The organism is Mycolicibacterium brisbanense (assembly GCF_001570425.1).
In the GTDB taxonomy this organism is placed as follows: domain Bacteria; phylum Actinomycetota; class Actinomycetes; order Mycobacteriales; family Mycobacteriaceae; genus Mycobacterium; species Mycobacterium brisbanense.
In genome coordinates this window covers 226,249-250,593 of the sequence record NZ_BCSX01000021.1, presented here as the reverse complement: position 1 = coordinate 250,593, position 24,345 = coordinate 226,249, and the positions used below count along the sequence as shown (strand labels likewise).

Here is a 24,345-nt window from a genome sequence, read left to right as displayed (position 1 = left end):
GCCGCGTCCGTTGTGCGATTGTTCATGCCGTCGCGAATTCACGCTGACCAGAATGTCCGAGCGGACAAGCCGGATATTTCCGTGCGGCGCTGTGTGAGATGCCTTGGAGGTCAATAGATGTAGTGCTGCGGCAGCGGTATCGGGTATCGGCTTACCTCCTTTCTGTGCTGTTCGCGCAGGTATAGTCGGGCGCATGAACCTGGTCGAGTCGATCGAACGTGGCCTGGGTTGGCTTGCCGAACCCAAGCGTCTGCCCGGACGGTTCGAGATGGAGACCCAGCGTGGCCGGCGGCTCGAACTGGAGGTTGTGTCGTTCGCGCTGCGGATGCCGATCGCCGGTGGTGTCACGATGCGTATCCCGGTGTTCCTGATGGTGATGCCTGCCGGCTCGTCTCCCATCGAAGGGTCGCACGCTCGCGCCGAAGAGGTCGACGAGTAGCTGTATCCGCGCGCACGGCGTCACGGATCTCACGCGGTGGCGTCCGTTGTTGACCTGCGCGTACGCCGTTCCGTTACGGGCTGCCGCGCAGCCGTAAGCCTGCAACCCATCGCGGGGCGGTGGCGCGGCCGACCGCCCTGTGCTTGCCATGCGTGACATGCGCCACATCGGCGAAAGTGGCGGGGTGCCAAGCGCATCGCGTCCGTGCTGTGGTCGCGCAACCGCGATTTCCTGGGACTTTCTCGGCGACGTGCAGTGGCATGCGCTGTTTTCGCGATCCCATCACCGCACCGCCTGATGTTGCTAGATCCGTTCTGGCGGTGGCGATCTGCGGACGTCCCGAATCTGAGCCGCCGTGCGCACGAAGTTCTGTGCATGAGCAAGCAATACTCGCAATGACAGCGCACACTCAGCGCGGACCAGGAACATGGAAAACTGCACCACGGCTGCCATGCTGGCTACCTTCGCGGCCCACCACGGCGAGATCCCGGTCAGGCATCGTCTTTGTATTCATCTTCTGAAAGCTCACGGGTGTTCATTTGCCAGAATTGCCATTGCATTGCAAATTTGCTGGATGGCGGGGGCTATGGTGGCCCCAAGCTCACAATGCATTCACAATCTTGCAAAACTCGCAATAGCCTGACGCTCTCGTGAATACCGCTGACCTCGCTAAATCGGCTGTTCAGCGGGCTGTGGCTAATCTCCTGACCCGCATAACCGGCGTTAGCGGGCGTCGTGTACGTCGGCACTTCGGGGAAACCTCAGACGCCGCGATGCGGCCCGCCGTATGTTTGCGATATGTTTGCGATGTCCGCCTAAGCAGCCATGGAGAAACGTGAGCATCAATCCATTCGATGACGACAAGGGTAGCTTTTTCGTCTTGATCAACGACGAGGAGCAGCACAGCCTGTGGCCGGCGTTTGCCGACGTGCCGGCTGGGTGGCGGGTGGTATTCGGCGAGGCGGACCGCGCTGCATGCCTTGACTACATCGAGCAAAACTGGACCGATATTCGGCCGAAGAGCCTGCGCGAGAGGTTGGCGCAGGGCGGGGCTCTTGAGCGCTGAACCGCCTGGGTGGGGAAGTCGAATAATGGAACAAGACGACGGCGCATTGCCGCTTTCGCGCGGTCAGTTGGATATCTGGCTCTCACATGAAAGCGGCCTCGCGGGTACGGAGTGGCAACTCGGCCTTTTAGGACGAATCGACGGATCGGTCGACCGTGAGCTTCTTGAGCGAGCGGTCCGGCAAGCCATGGACGAAGCAGAGCCTGCCAGGGCTGCCTTCTTCGAAGTCGACGGACAGGTGGTCCAGAAGGCCCTCGATTATTCGGACCTGGACCTTCCTTTTTATGACGTCCGGGATTCCGACGATCCGGTCCAAAAGGTCCGTGAAATTGCGTCGTCGATTCAGCACACGCCCTTGCCATTGACGGGGCGGCTCGTCAAATTCGCATTGTTCCGCACGCAGCCGGATGAATATTATTTATTCGGACTCGGGCACCATATATCGGTCGACGGTCTGGGCATGGCGGTGGTCAGCCGCCGAATTGCCACCATTTATTCTGCACTGGTCGCGGGAGAGCCCATTCCCGCGGCCTACTTTGGTTCGCTGAAGGACCTGGTCGACTGTGAGACGGCATATACGTCGTCCAGCGAGTACCTGGACGACGAGGCGTACTGGAGCAACAACCTGCCTGCGGAAGGCGGCCTCGACTACGGGCTCCCCACCCCGGCCAGCGCGCACGATGCATACACGCCGTCCGCATCCGTGGAAGTGGATCAGGCCGTCGTCGGCCATATCAAGCAGCTCTCCAAGAATCTGCGGATCCGCCGCTACTCGGTGACGACCGCGGCCGTCGCACTTCTGGTGCGCGCGTGGTCGACCAACAGTTCTGAGGTGGCCCTCGACTTCCCCGTCAGCCGGCGAGTGACCCCCGAGTCCAAGACGCTGCCCGCGATGCTCGCGGGCGTCGCGCCGTTGGTGCTGAACACCCCGCCGGATTGGACCGTCGGCGAATTCTGCCGCCACGTCGACATCCGCATCCGGGAACTGTTGCAGCACCAGCGCTATCCCGTGCACCTGCTCGAAGCCGGAAACGGCGCTCGCGGTCCACGGCATGCGTCCAACCGCGTCGCGGTGAACTTCATCCCCGCCCGTCTCACACTGGATCTCGCCGGCGCCCCGGTGACGGTGTCCTACACCAACCACGGCCCGATGGGCCACTTCGGATTGTTCTTCATCGGCTCCAGCGACCAGCTGTTCCTGAGCACGGCAGGCGCGGGACAGCCGTTCGCGGATTTCGGCGTCGCCGATCTGGCGCAGCGCATCCAGCGGGTCGTGACGGCGATGGCCGCCGATCCGGACCGCCCGTTGTCCTCACTGGATCTGCTCGGCGCCGACGAACACGATCTGCTCGCACAGATCGGCCACCAAGCGGCACTCAACGAGCATCTGCCCCACCTGTCGATTCCAGATCTGTTCGACCGCTACGTGAATCGCGCGCCCGACGCTCCCGCGCTGACCTTCGAAGGCCACACGCTGACCTATCGCGAGCTGGATGAGGCCGCCAATCGGCTGGCGCACGTGCTCAAGACGCGCGGAGCCGCGCCCGGTGAACGTGTCGCAGTGTTGTCGGAGCGGTCGGCCAAGGCCGTGATCGCGATCCTGGCGGTGCTCAAGACCGGGGCGGCCTATGTGCCGATCGATCCTGTTGTCCCAGCGGCTCGTATCGATTTCATCCTCGCCGACGCAGCGCCCATCGCCGTGATCACCAGCGCCGGCGCCAGGTCCCGGTTGCACGCGCACGATGTCACCGTCATCGACATCGACGACCCTGCGGCAGCCGACCAACCCGGTACCGCACCGGCAGGGCCTGCGCCCGACGACATCGCCTACATCATCTACACCTCGGGCACCACAGGAACGCCGAAGGGCGTGGCCGTCACCCATCACAACGTGACGCGGCTGATGGCGGCCCTCGAATCCGGCTTGCCGCACCCGGGTGTCTGGCCGCTGTGCCATTCCCTGGCGTTCGACGCCTCGGTGTGGGAGATCGGAAACGCGCTGCTGCGCGGCGGACGACTGGTGGTCGTGCCCGAGGCTGTCGCGGGTGCACCAGAAGACTTTCACGCCCTGCTGGTCGCGGAGAAGGTCGACGCGTTCACACAGACGCCGTCCGCCGTGGCCATGCTGCCGACCGAGGGTTTGCAGTCCTCGGCGCTCGTGGTCGTCGGTGAGGCCTGCCCCGCATCGGTGGTAGAGCGGTGGTCACCGGCCACCCGCGTGATGGTCAACGGCTACGGCCCGACCGAGACCACGATCTGCGTGACGGTCAGCGATCCGTTGACGCCCGGCGCGGCCGTTCCCATCGGCAAGCCGCTGCCCGGGGCCGCGCTGTTCGTGCTGGACACCTGGATGCGGCCGGTGCCAACCGGTGTCGTCGGCGAGCTGTATGTCGCGGGCGACGGTGTGACGTGTGGATACCTGGGACGCTCAGGCCTCACCGCATCCCGCTTCGTCGCGTGCCCGTTCGGTGAGCCCGGAACGCGCATGTATCGGACCGGAGACCTGGTCCGGTGGGGCGATGACGGCCAGTTGGAGTACCTGGGCCGGGCCGACGAACAGGTCAAGATCCGCGGCTACCGCATCGAACTCGGCGAAGTCCAGGCCGCCTTGGCGGCCGTCGACGGCGTCGAGAACGCAGTGGTCATCGCTCGCGAGGACCGGCCCGGGGACAAGCGTCTCGTCGGCTACATCACCGGGACGGCCGATCCGGTGGACGTCCGGACCCAACTGGCGGATCGACTGCCGCCGTACATGGTGCCCGTCGCTGTCGTGGTGTTGGAGTCGCTGCCGCTGACGGCCAACAACAAGCTGGACACCCGCGCCTTGCCCGCGCCGGAATATCAAGGTGCGGGCCGCGATTACCGCGAACCGACCACAGCGGTCGAAGAGGTCTTGGCCGACATCTACGCACAGGTCCTCGGGCAGGATCGCGTCGGTGTCGACGATCCGTTCTTCGACCTGGGTGGCGACAGCATCCTGTCGATGCAGGTCGTCGCCCGGGCCAGAGCCGCAGGCCTGCAATGCCGGCCGCGGGACATCTTCGTCGAGCAGACCGTGGCCCGTTTGGCATCGGTCGTCAAGGTCACCGGTGGCGAAGCAGCGGTGGTCGACGAGGGCATCGGTTCGGTGGTGGCCACCCCGATCATGCGGTGGCTCAACACCGTTGACGGCTCGGTCGACGAGTTCAACCAGACATTGGTGCTGCAGGCGCCGGCCGGGGTGTCCGAATCGGACGTGGCCGTGGTGCTGCAGGCACTGCTCGACAGGCATCCCACGTTGCGGATGGTTGCGCACGCGAGGAGCGAATCAGGTACCGCGAACGGCGGCAGCGAGCACAACGGCGAGTGGTCACTGACCGTTCCGGAGACGGCAAGCCTGGTCCTGCATTCGGTGGACGCACTGACTGAGGATGCGATCCGCGAAGCCAGGGCGCGGCTGAACCCGGCGGCCGGACAGATGCTCAGCGCCGTGTGGGTGCCTGACACCGGCCAGTTGGCGCTGGTTGTCCACCACCTGGCAGTCGACGGGGTGTCGTGGCGAATCCTGTTGGAAGACCTCAACATCGCGTGGGCCCAGCATCACAGCGGGCAGGCCATCGAGTTGCCGGCAGGCGGCACGTCCTTCGTCCGATGGTCGGCGTTGCTCGAGGAGTACGCCCGCACCGCGGAGGTGGAGAGCAAAGCCGATGTGTGGCAACAGGTCCTGACGACGCCGCAGGCGCTGCCCGCGACCGCGGACACCCACGCCGAGGCGGGCCGGCTCTCCGTTGAGCTGGATCCCGAGACCACACGGCTGCTGCTCGGTGAGGTTCCCGCGGCGTTTCATGCCGGCGTACAAGACATTCTGCTGATCGCATTCGGGCTTGCCTGGGCCGAATTCCTCGGCACGGGCAAGGCCCCCATCGGTATCGACGTCGAGGGCCACGGCCGTGTCGAAGAGCTCGGCGGCACGGTCGACCGCGACATCGACCTGTCGCGGACGGTCGGCTGGTTCACCACCAAATACCCGGTGTCGTTGGCCGTGGGCGGGGTGTCGTGGGCGCAGGTGGCCGCGGGCGAATCAGCGCTCGGCCCGGTGGTCAAGGACGGTAAGGAACAGCTGCGGGCCCTGCCGGACGGGCTGACCTACGGTTTGCTTCGCTATCTCAATCCCGATGTGGAGCTTGCGGGTTCGGATCCGACGATCGGTTTCAACTACCTCGGTCGGTTGGGTGCGGGCGCCGGTGATCTCACCGGCGATCTGTGGCGTATCGATTCGGCGAGCCTGCCGATGACGGACGTGGCCGCCGCGGTACCGATGCCGTTGGCGCACACCGTGGAACTCAATGCCGGAACGCTGGACGGCGAGAGCGGGCCGCGCCTGCAGGCCAATTGGACGTGGGCACCGACGGCGCTCGACGAGGAGCAGATCGGCCGGCTGAGCCGCTTGTGGTTCGAAGCCCTGGCCGGAATCTGCGCGCACGTGCGACACGGCGGCGGTGGTCTCACGCCGTCCGACCTCGCGCCGGCCCGCTTGACTCAGCGGCAGATCGACGAGCTGCAGCAGCAGTACCGAATCGCCGACGTGCTGCCGCTGACCCCGCTGCAGCAGGGGCTGCTGTTCCAGGCCAGCTTCCAGGCCGCAGCGGAGGACGCGGGAGCCCCGGGGGACTCCCGCGACGACGTTTACGCCGTTCAGCTCGGCATCACGATGGCCGGTGCCCTCGACCCGCACCGCCTGCGTGATGCCGTGCACGCGGTGGTCGATCGTCATCCCAACCTCGCGCCGCGGTTCTGCGAGGACTTCGGCGAACCTGTTCAGGTTCTTCCGGTTGACCCGGTGATCGCCTGGCAGTACGTCGAACTCGAGTCCGACGAGCAGATCGATCGGCTGTGCGCGGCGGAGCGGACCGCCGTGTGCGACCTGGCCGGCCAACCGACGTTCCGGGCCGCACTGATCCGGACCGGCGACGACACTTACCGGCTCGTGATGACGCTGCACCACATCGTGATCGACGGATGGTCGCTTCCGGTACTGCTGCAGGAGATCTTCGCGGGCTATTTCGGTCAGCGGCTGTCCGCGCCCACGCCGTACCGAAACTTCGTCAGCTGGCTTGCCACGCAGGACCGCGATGTCGCCCAGGCGACGTGGCGGGAGGTGTTCGACGGTTTCGACACCCCGACCCTCGTCGCGCCGCCGACCCAGGCGGGGCCTCGCGGTGTCCAGTCGCACCGGGTGTCTGCCGAGATCACCCAGGCCCTCGGCGAACTCGCACGGGCACATCGCACCACCGTCAACACCGTGCTGCAGGCCGCGTGGGCGCAGATGCTGGCATCGCTGACCGGTCAGCACGACGTCGCGTTCGGGGCCGCGGTGTCCGGCCGCCCGGCAGACCTCGCAGGCGCGGAATCGATTGTGGGCCTGCTGATCAACACCGTGCCCGTCCGCGCGACCATCACCGCGACCACCACTGTCGCCGAGCTGCTGGATCAACTGCAGCGCACACACAACGACACCGTCGAGCACGAGCACCTCTCGCTGGCCGAAATCCATCGCGCCGCGGGCCACGACCGGTTGTTCGACACCTTGTTCGTGTACGAGAACTACCCGATCGACGCCGGTGAGCTGCTTGGCGTGCAGGACCTCGCGGTCACGGATTTCACCAGCCGCGAATACAACCACTATCCGCTGTCCATGGTGGCGATGCCGGGTCATGAACTCGGCCTGCGCGTCGAGTTCGACACCGAGGTGTTCGACGAGGCGGCCATCGACGTCCTGGTCAAGCGCATGCATCACCTGCTCGAGGCGATGGTCGCCGACCCTGCACGCCGGGTGGCCTCGATCGACATGCTCGATTCCACCGAGCACGATCAACTCGACCGGTGGGGCAACCGCGCGGTGCTCGCCCAGCCGGTGACGGGTTCACCGTCGATCCCGGCGTTGTTCGCCGAGCAGGTGCGCCGTGCGCCGGAGGCCGCAGCAGTCACTGCCGCGGACACGAGCAGCAATGCCGGCCCGGGCGGGCGGTCGTGGACCTACCGCGAGCTGGACGAGGCGTCAAACCGGTTGGCGCACTTGCTGTCCGGCAGGGGAGCCGGCCCGGGTCAGCGGGTGGCGCTGTTGCTGCCCCGCACGGCCGAGGCTGTCGTGGCCATCCTCGCGGTGCTCAAGACCGGTGCGGCGTATCTGCCGATCGACCCCGCCCATCCCGACGCCCGCATCGAGTTCACGCTCAACGATGCCGCACCGATCGCGGCAGTCACCACGGCGGAGCTGCTCGGCCGGTTGACCGGGCCCGGGCTGCCTGAGATGTCCGTGATCGACGTCAACGACCCGGCGGTCGACGGTCAGCCGGCGACCGCGCTGCCTGCCCCGACGTCCGACAACATCGCCTACATCATCTACACGTCGGGGACCACCGGTAAGCCCAAGGGCGTAGCGGTCACCCACCGCAACGTGACCCGGCTGCTGGAGTCGCTCGACGCCGAGCTGGCGCTGGGACAGGTGTGGACGCAATGCCATTCGCTGGCGTTCGACTACTCGGTGTGGGAGCTGTGGGGCGCGCTGCTCTACGGCGGCCGGCTGCTGATCGTGCCGGACGCGATCGTCCGCTCGCCCGAAGACTTCCACGCCCTGCTGGTCAGCGAACAGGTGAGCGTGCTGAGCCAGACGCCTTCGGCGTTCTACGCGCTGCAGACCGCCGACACCCTGCAGCCCGAACTCGGGCAGCAGCTGAAACTGCAGACCGTGGTCTTCGGCGGGGAAGCGCTTGAGCCACAACGACTGTCACCGTGGCTGCGCAGTCACCCAGGGCTGCCGCGACTGATCAACATGTACGGCATCACCGAGACGACGGTGCACGCCTCGTTCCGCGAGATCGGTGACGGCGACCTCACGAACAGCGTCAGCCCCATCGGTGTTCCGTTGGAGCACTTGGCTTTTTTCGTCCTGGACGGATGGCTGCGTCAGGTCCCGGTGGGTGTGGTCGGCGAGCTGTACGTCGCCGGTACCGGTTTGGCGGCCGGTTACATCGGCCGGCCGGACCTGTCGTCGACCCGGTTCGTCGCATGCCCGTTCGGGGCGCCGGGCACCCGGATGTACCGCACCGGTGACCTGGTGCAGTGGGGCGCCGACGGGCAACTGCGGTACGTGGGACGGGCCGACAAGCAGGTCAAGATCCGCGGCTACCGCATCGAACTGGGTGAAGTGCACGCGGCGCTGGCCGGTTTGGCCGGCGTCGGCCAGGCGGCCGTCATCGCGCGCGAGGACCGGCCCGGCGACAAGCGCCTGGTGGGTTACGTCACCGAGACGACGCCGGGAACGATCGATCCGGCCGAGGCGCGCGCGACCCTGTCCGACCGTCTCCCGACCTACATGGTGCCGTCCGCCGTCGTGGTGATGGACTCGCTGCCGCTGACGGTGAACGGCAAGCTCGACACCAAGGCCCTGCCCGCACCGGAGTATCAGGACGCTGAGCAGTACCGCGCACCGGTCAACGCGATCGAAGAGATCCTCAGCGGCATCTACGCCCAGGTGCTGGGGGTCGAGCGGGTCGGCGTCGACGACTCGTTCTTCGACCTTGGCGGGGACAGCATTTCGTCGATGCAGGTGGTCGCGCGGGCCCGTGCGGCAGGCCTCGTCTGCCGGCCACGCGACATCTTCGTCGAGCAGACTGTCAGCAGGCTGGCCCGGGTCGCGACGTTCGCCGACAGTGAGACGACCGTCGTCGACGAGGGCACCGGAGCGGTGGTGGCCACCCCGATCATGCGGTGGCTGCACGAACTCGACGGCCCGACAGACCAGTTCAACCAGACCGTGGTGCTGCAGGCCCCGGCCGGCGTCACCGACACCGACGTCGCCGTGGTGCTGCAGGCCCTGCTGGACCGGCACGGCATGCTGCGGCTGACGAGCGATACGACCGAAACCGGGGAATGGTCGCTGACCGTTCCCGAAGTCGGCTCGGTGGATGCCCGTGCCTGCGTGCACGTCGTGGACGCACTGTCCGACGATGCGCTGCAGGCGGCGCGGTCGCGGCTGAACCCTGCGACCGGGGCGATGCTCACGGCACTGTGGGTGCCGGAGACCAGGCGGTTGGCACTGATGGTCCACCATCTGGCCGTCGACGCGGTGTCATGGCGAATCCTGTTGGAAGACTTGAACATCGCGTGGGCGCAGCACCACAGCGGCCAGGAGGTGGCGCTGCCGGGTGGGGGAACCTCGTTCGCCCGGTGGGCGCGAGTCCTCGATGCCCATGCCCGCGCGGACGCGGTCGTGAACACCGCCGACACCTGGCGACAGGTCACGGCCGTCCCTGCCGCGTTGCCTGCCGTGCAGCCCGCGTTGGACACCTACGCGAACGCCGGGCAGTTGTCGCTGGAGCTGGATCCCGCGACCACCCAGCAGCTGCTGACCGAGGTGCCCGCGGCGTTTCATGCCGGCGTGCAAGACATCCTGCTGATCGCGTTCGGGTTGGCGGTCACCGAGTTCCTCGGTACCGGCGACGGGCCCGTCGGGGTCGACGTCGAGGGGCACGGCCGGGTCGAGGAGATCGGGTCGGGCACCGACGCACACATCGACCTGTCGCGCACGGTCGGGTGGTTCACCAGCAAGTACCCGGTGTCGTTGTCCGTTGGCGGAATGACATGGGAGCAGGTCAGTTCCGGCGACACCGCGCTCGGGCCGGTCGTCAAGGCGGCCAAGGAGCAACTGCGTGCGCTTCCGGACGGCCTGACCTACGGTCTGTTGCGCTACCTGAATCCGGACGTGGAGCTCGGCGGATCCGATCCGGCCCTCGGGTTCAACTACCTCGGGCGCCTCGGCGCAGGCGCCGCGGACCTGTCCGACGAGCTGTGGCAGATCGACCAGGATGCGGTGGCAGTGACGGCCGCAGCCACGGCGGTACCGACGCCGCTGGGCCACACGATCGAGCTCAATGCCGGAATTCTCGACGGCGGCAACGACATCGACGAGGGTCCGCGCCTGCACGCGACCTGGACGTGGGCGCTGTCGGCGCTGGACCACGCACAGGTCACCCGGTTGAGCCAGCTGTGGTTCGACGCATTGGCCGGGATCTGCGCGCATGTGCGTCTCGGCGGCGGCGGGTTGACACCATCCGACGTCGCCCCCGCGCGATTGGACCAGCAGCAGATCGACGAACTGCAGCAGCGCTACGACATCGCCGACGTCCTGCCGCTGACCCCGCTGCAGCAGGGACTGCTGTTCCACACCGGTGCCGCGCAGGGCCACGAGGATCTGTACTCGGTTCAGCTGGACATCAGCATGACGGGCTCAGTCGATCCCGATCGCATGCGCGAGGCCGTGCATGACGTGCTGAGGCGCCGCCCGAACGTGGTGGCCCGGTTCTTCGAGGATTTCGGGGAGCCGGTGCAGCTGCTGTCGGCCGAACCCGAACTGGCTTGGCAATACGTGGAACTGGCCGAGGGTGCCGATGTCGACGGGCAGATCGCCCGGTTGTCCGCGGCGGAGCGTGCGGCGGTGTGCGATCTGGCGAACAAGCCGCCGTTCCGGGCCGCCCTGATCCGCACCGCGGTCGACCGCTACCGTTTCGTGCTCACCAACCACCACATCGTGCTCGACGGTTGGTCGAAACCGATTCTGCTGCAAGAGATCTTCGCCGGATACTTCGGTGCCCGGCTGCCCGCCCCCGTGCCCTACCGGAGGTTCGTCAGCTGGCTGTCCGACCAGGACAACACGGCCGCCAGGGAGGCTTGGCGCCGCGTGTTCGCCGGGTTCGACACGCCGACGCTGATCGGTCCGCCCGGCCGCCTGTCACTCGGTCGGCGCGGCGTCGAGTCCTTCCAGGTGGACGCCGAGACCACCAAGGCACTCGGCGATCTGGCGCGGTCCTGCCACACCACGGTCAGCACTGTGCTGCAGGCGGCGTGGGCCCAGTTGCTGATGTGGCTGACCGGCCAGCACGACGTCGCTTTCGGCACAGCGGTTTCGGGTCGGCCCGCCGACCTGGCAGGTGCCGACTCGATGGTGGGCCTGCTGATCAACACGGTTCCGGTGCGGGCGACGATCACACCGGCGACCACCATCGCCAGCCTGCTCGACCAGCTGCAGGGGGCATACACCGATACCCTGGAACATCAGCACCTCGCCTTGGCCGAGGTGCACCGCGCGACTGGCCATGACCAGCTGTTCGACACGGTTTTCGTCTACGAGAACTACCCCATCGACACGGCTGAATTGCTGGGCGTGCACGAATTGGCCATCACCGACTTCGCCAATCGCGAATACAACCACTACCCGCTTTCGGTGCAAGCCGTTCCGGGCCATGAATTGGGTCTCCGCGTCGAATTTGACACTGACGTCTTCGACGCGGCCCGCATCGGCAGGTTGGTGAACCGGTTACGACGGGTACTGGTGGCCATGACCGCAGAGACGAGGGAGCAGTCATGAGCATCGACTCCAGCCGCACGTTGTTGTCGTTCGATCTACTCGACGACGGGGAACACGATCAGCTCGACGAATGGGGCAACCGGGCGGTGCTCACCGGGCCCGCCCGCACACCGGTGTCGATTCCGACCCTGTTCTCCCGGCAGGCGGTACGCGCGCCGCAGGCGGTCGCGCTGGTCTGCGGTGACCGGTCGTGGACCTATCGCGAGCTGAACGAGGCCACCAATCGGTTGGCGCACATGCTTGCCGACCACGGCGCCCGGCCAGGCGAATCCGTCGCGCTGTTGCTCCCGCGTTCGGGTGAGGCGATCGTGGCAATCCTCGCGGTGCTCAAGACGGGCGCCGCGTATCTGCCGATCGACCCCGCGCATCCGGATGCCCGCATCGAGTTCATGATGTCGGATGCGATGCCGGTGGTGGCATTGACCACCGCAGATCTGCGGACCCGGCTGGACGGCACCGATGTGCCGGTCCTCGACATCGCGGATCCCGCCGTCGACAGCCGGCCGAGCACTGCCCTGCCCGGCCCGAAACCGGACGACCTGGCGTACATGACGTACACGTCGGGCACCACCGGTGTCCCGAAAGCGGTTGCGGTCACCCACAACAACGTGACGCAGCTGGTCGACGGGCTGCACGCGGACCTGCCTGCGGGCCCCGGTCAGGTGTGGTCCCAATGGCATTCGCTGGTCTTCGACGTATCGGTCTGGGAGATCTGGGGTGCGCTGCTCCGCGGTGGCCGCCTGGTGGTGGTACCCGAATCGATCGCCAGCTCACCCGACGACCTACACAAGCTCCTGATCTCCGAAAAGGTGACGGTGCTCTGCCAAACACCCTCGGCGGCGGGGATGTTGTCGTCGGAGCACCTGGACTCGACGACCCTGGTGGTGGCCGGTGAGGCCTGCCCGACCGAGCTGGTCGACCGGTGGGCGACACCCGGACGGGTGATGATCAACGCGTACGGCCCGACCGAGGCGACGATCTACGCGGCGATGAGCAAACCGCTCAAGGCGGGATCCGGGGTGGCCCCGATCGGATCGCCGGTGCCCGGCGCGGCGCTGTTCGTGCTCGACCAGTGGCTGCGGCCCGCGCCCGAGGGCGTGGTCGGCGAGCTGTACGTGGCGGGAACAGGTGTGGCGACCGGTTATTCGCGTCGTCCCGGGCTGACCGCGTCCCGATTCATGGCCTGCCCGTTCGGCAAGCCGGGCGACCGGATGTACCGCACCGGTGACCTCGTCCGCTGGGGCGAAGACGGGCAACTGCAGTACCTGGGCCGCTCAGACGAACAGGTCAAGATCCGCGGGTACCGCATCGAACTCGGCGAGGTACAGGCTGCCCTGGCCCGGCTCGACGGTGTGGAGCAGGCCGTCGTGATCGCCCGGGAAGACCGTCCCGGCGACAAGCGGCTGGTCGGGTACATCACCGGCTCCGCCGACCCGACTGCGCTGCGGGCCGAACTGGCCCAACGCCTGCCGACCTACATGGTGCCCGCCGCCATCGTCACCATCGAGTCGATTCCGTTGACCGTCAACGGAAAACTCGACAAGCGCGCGCTGCCCGCCCCTGAGTACCGCAGCAACGGCAGCGACTACCGGGCCCCGTCGACCCCGGTCGAGGAGATTCTCGCCGAGATCTACGCCCAGGTGCTCGGACAGCAGCGCGTCGGCGTCGACGATTCGTTCTTCGACCTTGGCGGCGACAGCATCCTGTCGATGCAGGTGGTGGCACGCGCTCGCGCAGCCGGCGTGTCGTGCCGGCCGCGCGACATCTTCGTCGAGCAGACCGTGAGCAGGCTGGCCCAAGTATCGGCGTTCACCGATGCCGAATCGGCCGTCGTCGACGACGGTATCGGCCCGGTGGTCGCCACCCCGATCATGCGGTGGCTTCAGACCGTGCAGGGGCCGGTCGACGAGTTCAACCAGACCTTGGTGCTCCAGGCCCCGGATGGGGTCACCGAAGCCGACGTGCTTGTCGTGCTGCAGGCCCTGCTCGACCGGCACGCCACGTTGCGCCTGCAGGCACCGATCGTGGACGGCGACTGGTCACTGCTGGTTCCGGACCAGGGTGCGGTCGACGCGCGTTCGTGCCTGAACACCGTCGACACGCTGTCCGACGACGCGTTGATCGAGGCGCGGTCCCGGTTGAACCCGGCGACCGGGGCGATGGTCAGTGCGGTCTGGGCCGCACAGGCCCGACAGCTGGCGCTGATGATCCATCACCTCGCCGTCGATGGCGTGTCGTGGCGAATCCTGTTGGAAGACCTGAACATCGCGTGGGCGCAGCACCACAGCGGCCAGCCGGTCGAATTGCCCACGGGCGGTACGTCCTTCGCCCGCTGGACCGCGCTGCTGGCCGAGCATGCGCGGGACGGCGCCGTGGCGGAACTCGCCGACACGTGGCGGCGAGTCGCGCAGACACCCGCGGCGCTGCCCGCTGTCCAGCCCGACATCGACACCTACGCGAACGCCGGACAACTGACGGTGTCACTCGACGCCGACACCACGAAGCAGCTGCTCGCCGAGGTGCCCGCGGCGTTCCACGCAGGCGTGCAAGACATTCTGCTGATCGCGTTCGGCCTGGCCTGGGCGCAATACCTGGGGACCGGCGCCGCGCCGATCGGTATCGACGTCGAGGGCCACGGCCGAGTCGAGGATCTCGCCTCCGATGTCGACCTGTCCCGCACCGTGGGTTGGTTTACCACCAAGTACCCCGTTGCCCTTGCGGTCGGCGAACTGTCCTGGGACCAGGTGACCGCCGGTGAGGCTGCGCTGGGCCCGATCATCAAGTCGGCCAAGGAACAACTGCGTGCGCTGCCCGACGGCGTCACCTACGGCCTGCTGCGGTACCTGAACCCCGATGTGGACCTCGACGGGCTGGACCCGACCATCGGCTTCAACTACCTCGGACGCCTCGGCGCAGGCGCAGGTGACCTGTCCGACGAGCTGTGGCGCATCGACCAGGACGCGCTGACACTCACGGGTGCGGCCTCCGCGGTGGCGATGCCGTTGATGCACACCGTCGAACTCAACGCCGGCACTGTGGATTCCGACTCCGGACCACAGCTGCAGGCAGGCTGGACCTGGGCGCCCTCGGCCATGGACCGGGCCCAGGCCGACCAGCTGAGCCGACTGTGGTTCGAAGCGCTGGCGGGCATCTGCGCGCATGTGCGCAACGGCGGCGGTGGTTTCACGCCGTCGGATCTCGCCCCGGCTCGGTTGAGCCAGGAGCAGATCGACGATCTGGCGCAGCGCCACACCATCGCCGATGTGTTGCCGTTGACCCCGGTGCAGGAAGGCCTGCTCTTCCACTCGACCCTCGCGCGGGGCACCGAAAACGATGTCTATGCAGTGCAGTTGGACATCACCGTCACCGGCGTGCTCGATCAGCATCGGCTACGCGACGCCGTGCACGCGGTGGTCGCGCGCCACCCGAACCTCGCGGCCCGGTTCTGCGAACTGGCCGACGAGGCCGTGCAGATCATCCCGGCCGACCCGGTGATCGCCTGGCGGTACCTGGATCTGCGCGGCGACGACCTCACCCCGGACGACGAGATCGAGCGCCTGTGCACGGCCGAACGCGCCGCGGTGTGCGATCTGGTGGAACGGCCGACGTTCCGCGCCACGCTGATCCGCACGTCGGGCAATCAGCACCGCTTCGTGCTGACCTTCCACCACATCGTGATCGACGGGTGGTCACTGCCGATCCTGCTGCAGGAAATCTTCGCCGGCTACTTCGGCCATCGGCTGCCCGCCGCGCCGTCGTACCGCAGTTTCGTCAGCTGGCTGGGCCGCCAGGATCGGGACGCCGCCCGCGCGGCGTGGCGCGAGGTGTTGGACGGGTTCACCACGCCCACCCTGGTCGCACCGCCGGGCCACGGCGGGCCGCGCGGTGTCGAGTCCTACCGGTTGTCCGTCGAGACCACGAAAGCCCTTGGCGAACTGGCTCGTTCATGCCACACGACGGTGAACACGGTGCTGCAGGCGGCGTGGGCTCAGCTGCTCATGGCCCTGACGGGCCAGCGCGATGTGGCCTTCGGCACCGCGGTATCCGGCCGGCCGGCGGAGTTGGCAGGCTCGGAGTCCATCGTGGGTCTGCTGATCAACACCGTGCCGGTGCGGGCACGCACCACCGCGACCACCACCGTCGCCGATCTGCTCGACCAGCTGCAGCGGCACCACAACGACACCATCGAGCACGAGCACTTGGCGCTCAACGAGATTCATCACGTTGCCGGCCACGAGCAACTGTTCGACACGCTGTTCCTGTATGAGAGCTATCCGATCGACACCAGCGCCTTCGCGGGTGTCCACGAGCTGGCGGTCACCGAGTTCAACAACCGCGAGTACAACCACTACCCGCTGTCGGTGATGGCCCTGCCGGGTCACGAACTCGGCCTGCGCGTCGAGTTCGACGCCGCTGCGTTCGACGTGGCCGCCATCGAAGCGCTCGTCGAGCGGTTCCAGCGGGTGCTCGAGGCCATGACGGCCGATCCGACCAGGCGGCTGTCGTCGATGGACGTGGTCGAACCGGCTGAACGCGAGGTCATCGACACCTGGGGCAACCGCGCGCTGCTGTCCCAGCCGGTGACGGCGGCGAAGTCGATTCCGGAGCGGTTCTCCGAGCAGGTGGCCCGTGACCCGGATGCCATCGCGGTGACGTTCGACGGGCGCACCCTCACCTACGGTGAACTCGACGAGGATGCCAACCGGTTGGCGAACCTGCTGGCGGTCTACGGCGCAGGCCCGGGCGAGTCGGTGGCCTTGCTGGTGCCGCGATCCGATGAAGCGATCGTTGCGATCCTGGCGGTGCTCAAGACCGGCGCGGCGTATCTGCCGATCGACCCGTCCGTGCCGACGTCGCGGTTGGAGTTCATGCTCGCCGACGCCAAGCCGATCGCCGCGGTCACGACCTCCGATCTGCGTCCGCGGCTGGAGAATTCCGATGTGCTGGTCGTCGAGGTCGACGATCCCGACGATCCCGCGACCGCGATCTACCCGAGCACCACGCTGCTGCCGCCTGCGCCCGACGACATCGCCTACATGATCTACACGTCGGGCACCACGGGTGTGCCCAAAGGCGTTGCCATCACCCACAGCAACGTCACCCAGGTCTTGGAGAAGTTGCACCCCGACATGCCCGCAGGCCCGGGACAGGTGTGGTCGCAATGGCATTCACTGGTCTTCGACGTCTCGGTGTGGGAGATCTGGGGTGCGCTGCTGCACGGCTCGCGGCTGGTGATCGTGCCCGAGCACGTGGCGGGCGCGCCGGACGACCTGCACAAGCTGTTGATCGCAGAGCAGGTCACCGTGCTCTACCAGACTCCGTCCGCGGTCGGCATGTTGTCACCGGAAGGGCTGGAGAACACCGCGTTGGTCGTGGCCGGTGAAGCCTGCCCGACAGAGGTCGTGGACCGGTGGGCGACCGGACGGGTGATGCTCAACGCGTACGGCCCGACCGAGGCGACCATCTACGCGGCGATCAGCGCCCCGCTCAAGAAGGCGTCGGGGCCGGTCGTGCCGATCGGTTCACCGGTGCCGACCGGCGCCACGTTCGTGCTCGACGAGTGGCTGCGGCCCGTACCGGCCGGCGTGGTCGGCGAGCTGTATCTGGCAGGCCGAGGCCTGGGCCTCGGGTATGTGAACCGGGCCGGGTTGTCCGCATCGCGGTTCGTGGCATGCCCGTTCGGCGAGCCAGGGGACCGGATGTACCGCACCGGTGACCTCGTGCAGTGGGGCCCCGACGGGCAGTTGCAGTACCTCGGCCGCGCCGATGAGCAGGTCAAGATTCGCGGGTACCGCATCGAACTCGGCGAGATCCAGGCCGCGCTCGCCGACTTGGACGGTGTCGAACAGGCGGCAGTGATCGCACGCGAAGACCGTCCGGGCGACAAGCGCCTGGTCGGTTATGTCACCGGATCCGCGGACCCGGTCGAGCTGCGCGGTGCGTTGGCTCAGCGCCTACCCGGGTACATGATCCCGGCGGCCATCGTGGTGGTGCCTGCGCTGCCCCTGACGGTCAACGGCAAGCTCGATCGCCGTGCGCTGCCTGCTCCTGAGTACCGCAGCGCCGCGGGCACCTACCGGGCGCCTGCGAACCCGGTCGAGGAGACCATCGCAGGCATCTACGCCCACGTGCTGGGTATGGACCGGGTCGGCGTCGAAGACTCGTTCTTCGACCTCGGGGGCGACTCGATCTCCGCGATGCGGGTGATCGCGGCGATCAACACGGCCCTCGACGCGCAACTTGCGGTGCGGACCCTGTTCGAGGCGCCGACGGTTCGGGCGCTGAGCCATCAGCTCGACAACGCCGTCGAATCGGATGCGTCGCCGGGCCTGGGCGGGGTCAGCTTCGCGTCCGTGCACGGCGGCACCGATGTCGGTGAGGTCCACGCGCGGGATCTGACGTTAAACAAGTTCATCGACAGCTACACGTTGCGGACAGCTCCGACCCTGCCGCGCCCGGACGGGCACGTGCAGACCGTGCTGCTGACCGGGGCCACCGGATTCCTGGGGCGGTATCTGCTGCTGGACTGGCTCAAGCGGCTGCGACGTGTCGATGACACCGTGATCTGCCTGGTCCGGGGCAAGTCAGACGAAGATGCGCGTCGTCGCCTCGAAGCGACGTTCGACACCGACCCGGTGCTGCGCAAGCACTTCCAGGAACTGGCGGCCGAGCGTCTGCAGGTCATCGCCGGAGACAAGGGCGAACCGAACCTGGGCTTGGACGAGCAGCGGTGGCACGAGCTGGCCGAACGTGTCGACCTCATCGTCGACTCGGCGGCGTTCGTCAACAGCGTGCTGCCGTACTGGGAGTTGTTCGGGCCCAACGTCATCGGCACCGCCGAACTGATCAAGTTCGCGCTCACCACCAAGCTCAAGCCGTACACCTTCGTGTCCACGTCGGACGTCGGACGTCAGATCGAACCCTCGATGTTCACCGAAGACGCCGACATTCGGCAGATCAGCGCCACTCGTACCGTCGACGCCAGCTACGCCAACGGTTACGGCAACAGCAAGTGGGCAGGCGAGGTGCTGCTGCGCGAAGCCCACGACCTGTGTGGGCTTCCCGTCGCGGTGTTCCGGTCCGGCATGATCATGGCCGAGCCCGCCTACGCGGGCCAGCTCAACGTGTCGGACACGGTGACCCGCATGGTGCTGAGCATCGTGGCGACCGGGCTGGCGCCCGAGTCGTTCTACCAACTCGGCGACGGCGGCACCCGGCAGCGAGCCCACTTCGACGGTCTGCCCGTCGATTTCGTCGCGGAAGCGATCATCACGCTGGGCTGGCAGGTAGCCCGGTCGGCGTCTGCACAATTCGAGACGTATCACGTGATGAATCCGCACGACGACGGCATCGGCATCGACACCTACGTCGACTGGCTCGTGGAGGCCGGCTATCCGATCGAACGGGTCGCCGACTTCGGGGAGTGGTTGCAGCGGTTCGAAGACGGTCTGCGTGCGTTGCCGGAACAGCAGCGGCAGAACTCGGTGCTGCAGATGCTGACGGTGCTGCGGCAGCACACCGACGACCTGCAACCTCCCGCACCGACCTGCGGCTCGTACGCGCCCGCGGATCGCTTCCACGAAGCGGTGCGCGCGGCGAATATCGGTAAGGCAAATGACATTCCGCACGTCTCGGCGCCGGTGATCGTCAAGTACGTCACCGATCTGCAGCGACTCGGATTGCTCTGACCGATGTGGGGACAAATTCTCGGGTGGGCACTGTTGGTGGCACTGAACCCGATGCTGCTGGGCGGCATCGTGCTGGTGATCTCACGGCCCCGGCCCGAACAGAATCTGTTCGCATTCTGGGTAGCCTGTGTGGTTGTGAACGTGGTGGCACTGATGGGTGCGGTGATAGCGCTGCACAGCATCCCGTCATTCGCCGCGTTCGCACAGGGACTGTCCACGCGGGACCCTGAATCGGGGATCCAACCCCTGCAGTTGTGCACGGGAGTTCTCGCGCTGGGTATCGCTGCGTTCCTGGCGGTGCGGAGCCGGATGCGGCCGCGCGTGGCCGCGACGACGGCCGGGCGCGGTGAATCCGCGGTCCTTGTCTTGGAAGCGGATGAGCCGCATACAGATTCGCGCCGATCGGGGCCCGTCAGGAGCATGCTGCACGCGGTCGCGTCTCCGATGGTGCGGTTGATGAAGCGGGCGCGCGACGAGTGGGACAGCGGAGCGCTGTGGGTGTCGATGGCGCTGTCCCTGATCTATGTGCTGCCACCCCCGTTCATCCTGGTGATGAGCACGGTCATCGTCGCGTCGGGAACGCCGATCGTCACGCAGCTGAGCGCGGTCCTGGTGTTCGTCGCTGTGATGCTCGTGGTTTTCGAAGTGGCCCTGCTCAGTTATGCGATCGTCCCGGCCAAGACCCATGCCGTGCTGGAGTTGGTGCACGGGTGGGCGTTGGCGCGCCGCACGCAGATACTGATCGTGTTGTTCGGTCTGGTGGGCATATGGCAGGTGCTGACGGGCGTCGGCGTTGCGTAAGCCGGGGACGACCGCGTGGATCTCCTGCGCGGCGGTCCTCGTCGGGGTCGGCGCAGCACCGGGCGCACCCGCGGCACACGCTGACCCGCAAAGTCCGCTGCTGCCACTGATCGACGCGGCGGCGCAGCGTCTTCAGACCGCAGACGCTGTCGCCGCGTACAAGTACCGTACCGGTGGTGCCGTCGACGATCCGAAGCGTGAGCAGCAGGTGATCGATGCGGTGACGGCGGCCGCCGCGGCTGCTCACATCGATCCGGGCTACGTGGGCAACGTCTTTCGCAACCAGATCGACGCGACGAGCTCGGTCGAGTACACGCGGTTCGCGCAATGGAAGATCGATCCCGGTGCGGCGCCCGCCGAGGCGCCGGACCTGTCCGAGACACGGACGACGATCGACCGGCTCAACCAGACCATGGTGCGGGAGATGGCCGCGCAGTGGGATGACCTTCACTCACCGTCCTGCATCGCCGACCGCGACACCGCGCTGAGCGCCGTGATCGCCGCCCGAGCTCTCGACCCGGTCTATCAGTCCGCGCTGACCTACGCCACGCACGCCTATTGCCCGTGAGCGCGGCGCAGCGTCAATCGTCCTCCCACAACAGCAATTGCCGCACGGCCGGCCTGGATCCATAGGGCTGCAGCATCCGACTGGCCGGACGCGGGCGCACCCGTTGCGGCCACCAGAACCAGCGTCCCAGCAGAGCAGCGATGGACGGTGTCATGAACGAGCGCACGATCAGCGTGTCGAACAGCAATCCCAGCGCGATCGTGGTGCCGATCTGACCCAGGACCGTCAGATCGCTGAACGCGAACGACGCCATGGTGAAGGCGAACACGAGGCCGGCAGCGGTGACGACACCGCCGGTGCCTGCCATCGCGCGGATGATGCCGGTGTTGAGCCCTGCCGCAACCTCTTCTCTGAACCGGGATATCAACAGCAGGTTGTAGTCCGAGCCCACGGCCAGCAGCAGGATCACCGCCAACGCCAGCACAACCCAGTACAGGGGGATACCGAGGATGTCCTGCCACACCAGTACCGACAGCCCGAAGGACGCGCCCAGTGACAGCGCCACGGTACCGACGATGACCAGCGCGGCGACCAGGCTGCGGGTGATCAGCATCATGATGAGCAGGATCAGGCTCAGTGCCGAGATACCGGCGATCATCAGGTCGTACTTCGCCATGTCCTGAATGTCTTTGTAGGTTGCGGCGGTTCCGCCGATGTAGATGTGCGACCCCGCCAGCGGCGTGCCCTTCACGGCTTCTGCCGCGGCGTGCCGGATCGCGGCGATATGCGAGATCCCTTGCGGGGTCGCGGGGTCGACGTCGTGAGTGATGATCATGCGGGCGGCCTTGCCGTCCGGTGAGAGGAACAGCTTCAGGCCACGCTGGAATTCGGGGTTGGTGAACGCCTCCGGCGGCAGGTAGAAGGAATCGTCGGTCTTCGCGGCGTCGAAGGCCTGGCCCAGCGCGGTGGCGTTCTGCAGCGCCGCCGCGGTCTGGTCATAGATCCCCGACTGCGTGGCGTAGTTCGTCATCGTCAGGTCGCGGTTGGTCTGTTGGCTGGCGATCTGCGGCGGGATCAACGCCAGCAGCTTCGGCTGCAGCTGGTCCAATTTGTCGAGGCTTGCGGTGACATTCCCCAATTCGTCGGTGAGCGCGTCTATCCCGTCGAGCGCGTCGAAGATCGACCGCAGGGCGGCGCACATGGGGATGTCGAAACAGTGTGGCTCCCAATAGAAGTAGTTGCGCAGCGGTCTGAAGAAGTCGTCGAAGTTGGCGATCTTGTCGCGCAGATCCTGTGTCACGGCAACGGTTCGGTGGAACGCTTCGACCTGGTCGTGGGTGGCGGCCGCGCTCTGCTGCTGCAGGGCGTACTGCTGGCGCAGGATGCCGATGGTCTTGTCGATCTCACCGACCTGCTTGAGCAGATCGCGCGCGCGGTCCTGCTGATACTTGAGATTCTGGATCTGCCCGGCGCTCTGGGCACTGATCTGGAACGGTATCGAGCTGTGGTCCAGCGGCGTGCCCAAGGGGCGGGTGATGGACTGGACCTGCGCGACGCCGGGGGTGTGGAACACGGCCTTGGCGACGCGTTCCAGCAGGATCATGTCGGCCGGATCCCGCAGGTCGTGGTCGGACTCGATCATCAGCAGTTCGGGATTGAGCCGGGCTTTCGAGAAGTGACGTTCGGCCGCCGTGTAGCCGACGTTGGAGGGGGCGCTCGCAGGCATGTAGGAGCCGACGTCGTAGCTGGTCTTGTAACCCGGCAGGGCCAGGAGACCGATCAGGGCGACCCCGATCGTCACCACCAGAATGGGCCCGGGCCAGCGCACGATGGCCGTACCGACCCGTCGCCATCCGCGCGTGCGCGTGCTGCGCTTGGGTTCGAGCAGCCCGACCTGGCTGCTCAGGGTCAGCACCGCCGGTGCCAGGGTGAGCGCCGCGACGAGAGCGACGAGGACGCCGATCGCAGCCGGAATACCGAGGCTTTGAAAATAGGGCAGGCGCGTGAAACTCAGGCAGAAGACTGCGCCGGCGACCGTCAGGCCCGAGCCGAGGATGACGTGGGCCGTGCCGCTGTACATGTTGAAATAGGCGGTCTCGCGGTCCTCCCCGGCGCTGCGCCCCTCGTGATAGCGACCGAGGAGGAATATGGCGTAGTCCGTGCCTGCGGCGATCACCAGCAGCGTCAGCAGATTGGTGGAATACGTTGAGAGCCCGATGATTCCGGTATCCGCAAGGAAGGCCACGATGCCGCGGGCGGCGGCCATCTCGATGAGCACGGTGATCAGCACCAGGATCATGGTGACCACCGAGCGGTAGACCAGCAGCAGCATGATGGCGATCACCAGGATGGTCAGCAGGGTGACCTTGGTGGTGCCCTCGTTGCCCACTTCGAATTGGTCGGCGACCTGGGGCGCGGCACCGGTGACATACGCCTTGACGCCAGGTGGTGCCGGTGTGTGATCGACGATGTCGCGGACAGCGTTGACCGATTCCAGGGACAACGCCTCGCCTTGGTTGCCTGCCAGGAATACCTGAACGTAAGCAGCCTTGCCGTCGGGGCTCTGTGAGCCCGCCGCTGTCAGCGGATCGCCCCAGAAATCCTGGATGTGCTGGACGTGCTTGTGGTCCTGCGATATTCGCTGAACCAGGTCGTCGTAGTAGGCGTGGGCGTCGGCACCGAGAGGCTGGTCGCCTTCCAGCACGATCATCGCCGCGCTGTCGGAATCGAACTCGCCGAAGACCTGGCCGATGCGTTTGAACGCTTGCAGCGACGGCGCGTCGGGCGAACTCAGCGCGACGTTGTGGGCCTCGCCGACCACTTCCAATTGCGGCACCAGCACATTGGTGATCGCCGCGACGGCCAGCCAGAACAACACGATCGGCACCGAGAGCCGGCGGATCGTTTTGGCCACGGTCTGCCCGCTCATCCGGATTTGTCCAGGCAGTAGGTGTAGGCGTTCACGGTGTTGACCGCTCTCTCGTCCTTGACCACATCGTCGATGGTGATGCGGCAGCCGATCGAATCGCTGTCGCCCTGGGCCTGGACGTTGACGAACACCGCGGGATCGGTAGTGGTGGTGTCGTAGGTCCACGGCAGTGGGGCATCGTCGACACGCTGCGGCTGAGCATGGACATCCAGGTAGTTGATCGACGCCACGGTTCCCGGCGGGCCGAAGACCTCAAGCACCACATGCTTGGGGTTGAACGGAACGATCTCGCTCGAAAGGTCGCTCGGGGTTCCCGTGTGCAAACCGCCGAAGGCGCCGTGCAATCGATACACGCAGAATGCGGCCACGGCGACGACTGCGAGTGCTACCACCAGCATCCAACCCCGCTTGAGCGAGCTGCCAATCGAAAGTGTCCGCACCCGTTCGCCTTTCGATAACCGGGACGCGATGGCTGGGGGTGGAGGGTCCTTTCCGCGCGGTGGGAAACG

Annotated in this window: 8 protein-coding genes; 6 read left to right on the top strand and 2 right to left on the bottom strand. The window is 66.8% G+C overall.

From position 1 onward, the window contains the following. The first annotated feature begins 193 nt into the window (after nt 1-193). From RMCB_RS11025 to RMCB_RS11000, 6 genes are all read left to right on the top strand, one after another. Nucleotides 194-439 carry a hypothetical protein gene (locus RMCB_RS11025; RefSeq protein WP_062828801.1) on the top strand — a complete coding sequence of 82 codons (246 nt, stop codon included), beginning with the start codon at nt 194-196 and terminating at the stop codon, nt 437-439. Between the two features lie 835 nt (nt 440-1,274). Then, on the top strand, nt 1,275-1,505 hold the full coding sequence (locus tag RMCB_RS11020) for an MbtH family protein (RefSeq protein WP_029370308.1): 231 nt from the start codon (nt 1,275-1,277) through the stop codon (nt 1,503-1,505). Nucleotides 1,506-1,530: 25 nt separating this feature from the next. Then, on the top strand, nt 1,531-11,910 hold the full coding sequence (locus RMCB_RS11015) for a non-ribosomal peptide synthetase (protein WP_084388421.1): 10,380 nt from the start codon (nt 1,531-1,533) through the stop codon (nt 11,908-11,910). Further along, nucleotides 11,907-19,598 (top strand): non-ribosomal peptide synthetase, encoded by a 7,692-nt coding sequence (locus RMCB_RS11010; RefSeq protein WP_062828800.1) that lies wholly within the window; start codon nt 11,907-11,909, stop codon nt 19,596-19,598. Before RMCB_RS11015 ends, RMCB_RS11010 begins: the two co-directional genes overlap by 4 nt. Before the next feature lie 3 nt (nt 19,599-19,601). Continuing rightward, a complete protein-coding gene (locus tag RMCB_RS11005; RefSeq protein ID WP_029370311.1) occupies nt 19,602-20,399 on the top strand; it encodes a GAP family protein in 798 nt (265 codons plus the stop codon). Next, complete coding sequence (locus RMCB_RS11000; protein ID WP_084388420.1) at nt 20,392-20,967, top strand: chorismate mutase; 576 nt, start codon at nt 20,392-20,394, stop codon at nt 20,965-20,967. Before RMCB_RS11005 ends, RMCB_RS11000 begins: the two co-directional genes overlap by 8 nt. 13 nt (nt 20,968-20,980) lie before the next feature. Here the strand turns inward: RMCB_RS11000 and RMCB_RS10995 are convergent, their stop codons facing one another. Both RMCB_RS10995 and RMCB_RS10990 read right to left on the bottom strand, forming a co-directional pair. Beyond that, nucleotides 20,981-23,836 carry an MMPL/RND family transporter gene (locus RMCB_RS10995; RefSeq protein WP_062828799.1) on the bottom strand — a complete coding sequence of 952 codons (2,856 nt, stop codon included), beginning with the start codon at nt 23,834-23,836 and terminating at the stop codon, nt 20,981-20,983. Next, nucleotides 23,833-24,276 carry an MmpS family transport accessory protein gene (locus tag RMCB_RS10990; protein WP_201028270.1) on the bottom strand — a complete coding sequence of 148 codons (444 nt, stop codon included), beginning with the start codon at nt 24,274-24,276 and terminating at the stop codon, nt 23,833-23,835. The genes RMCB_RS10995 and RMCB_RS10990 overlap by 4 nt, the downstream gene beginning before the upstream one ends. Nucleotides 24,277-24,345 lie beyond the last annotated feature (69 nt).

What these genes read in the sequence shown, in the direction of transcription:
- RMCB_RS10995 (WP_062828799.1), bottom strand. Translation starts at nt 23,836, where the DNA reads ATGAGCGGGCAGACCGTGGCCAAAACGATCCGCCGGCTCTCGGTGCCG.
- RMCB_RS11025 (WP_062828801.1), top strand. Translation starts at nt 194, where the DNA reads ATGAACCTGGTCGAGTCGATCGAACGTGGCCTGGGTTGGCTTGCCGAA.
- RMCB_RS11005 (WP_029370311.1), top strand. Translation starts at nt 19,602, where the DNA reads ATGTGGGGACAAATTCTCGGGTGGGCACTGTTGGTGGCACTGAACCCG.
- RMCB_RS11010 (WP_062828800.1), top strand. Translation starts at nt 11,907, where the DNA reads ATGAGCATCGACTCCAGCCGCACGTTGTTGTCGTTCGATCTACTCGAC.
- RMCB_RS11015 (WP_084388421.1), top strand. Translation starts at nt 1,531, where the DNA reads ATGGAACAAGACGACGGCGCATTGCCGCTTTCGCGCGGTCAGTTGGAT.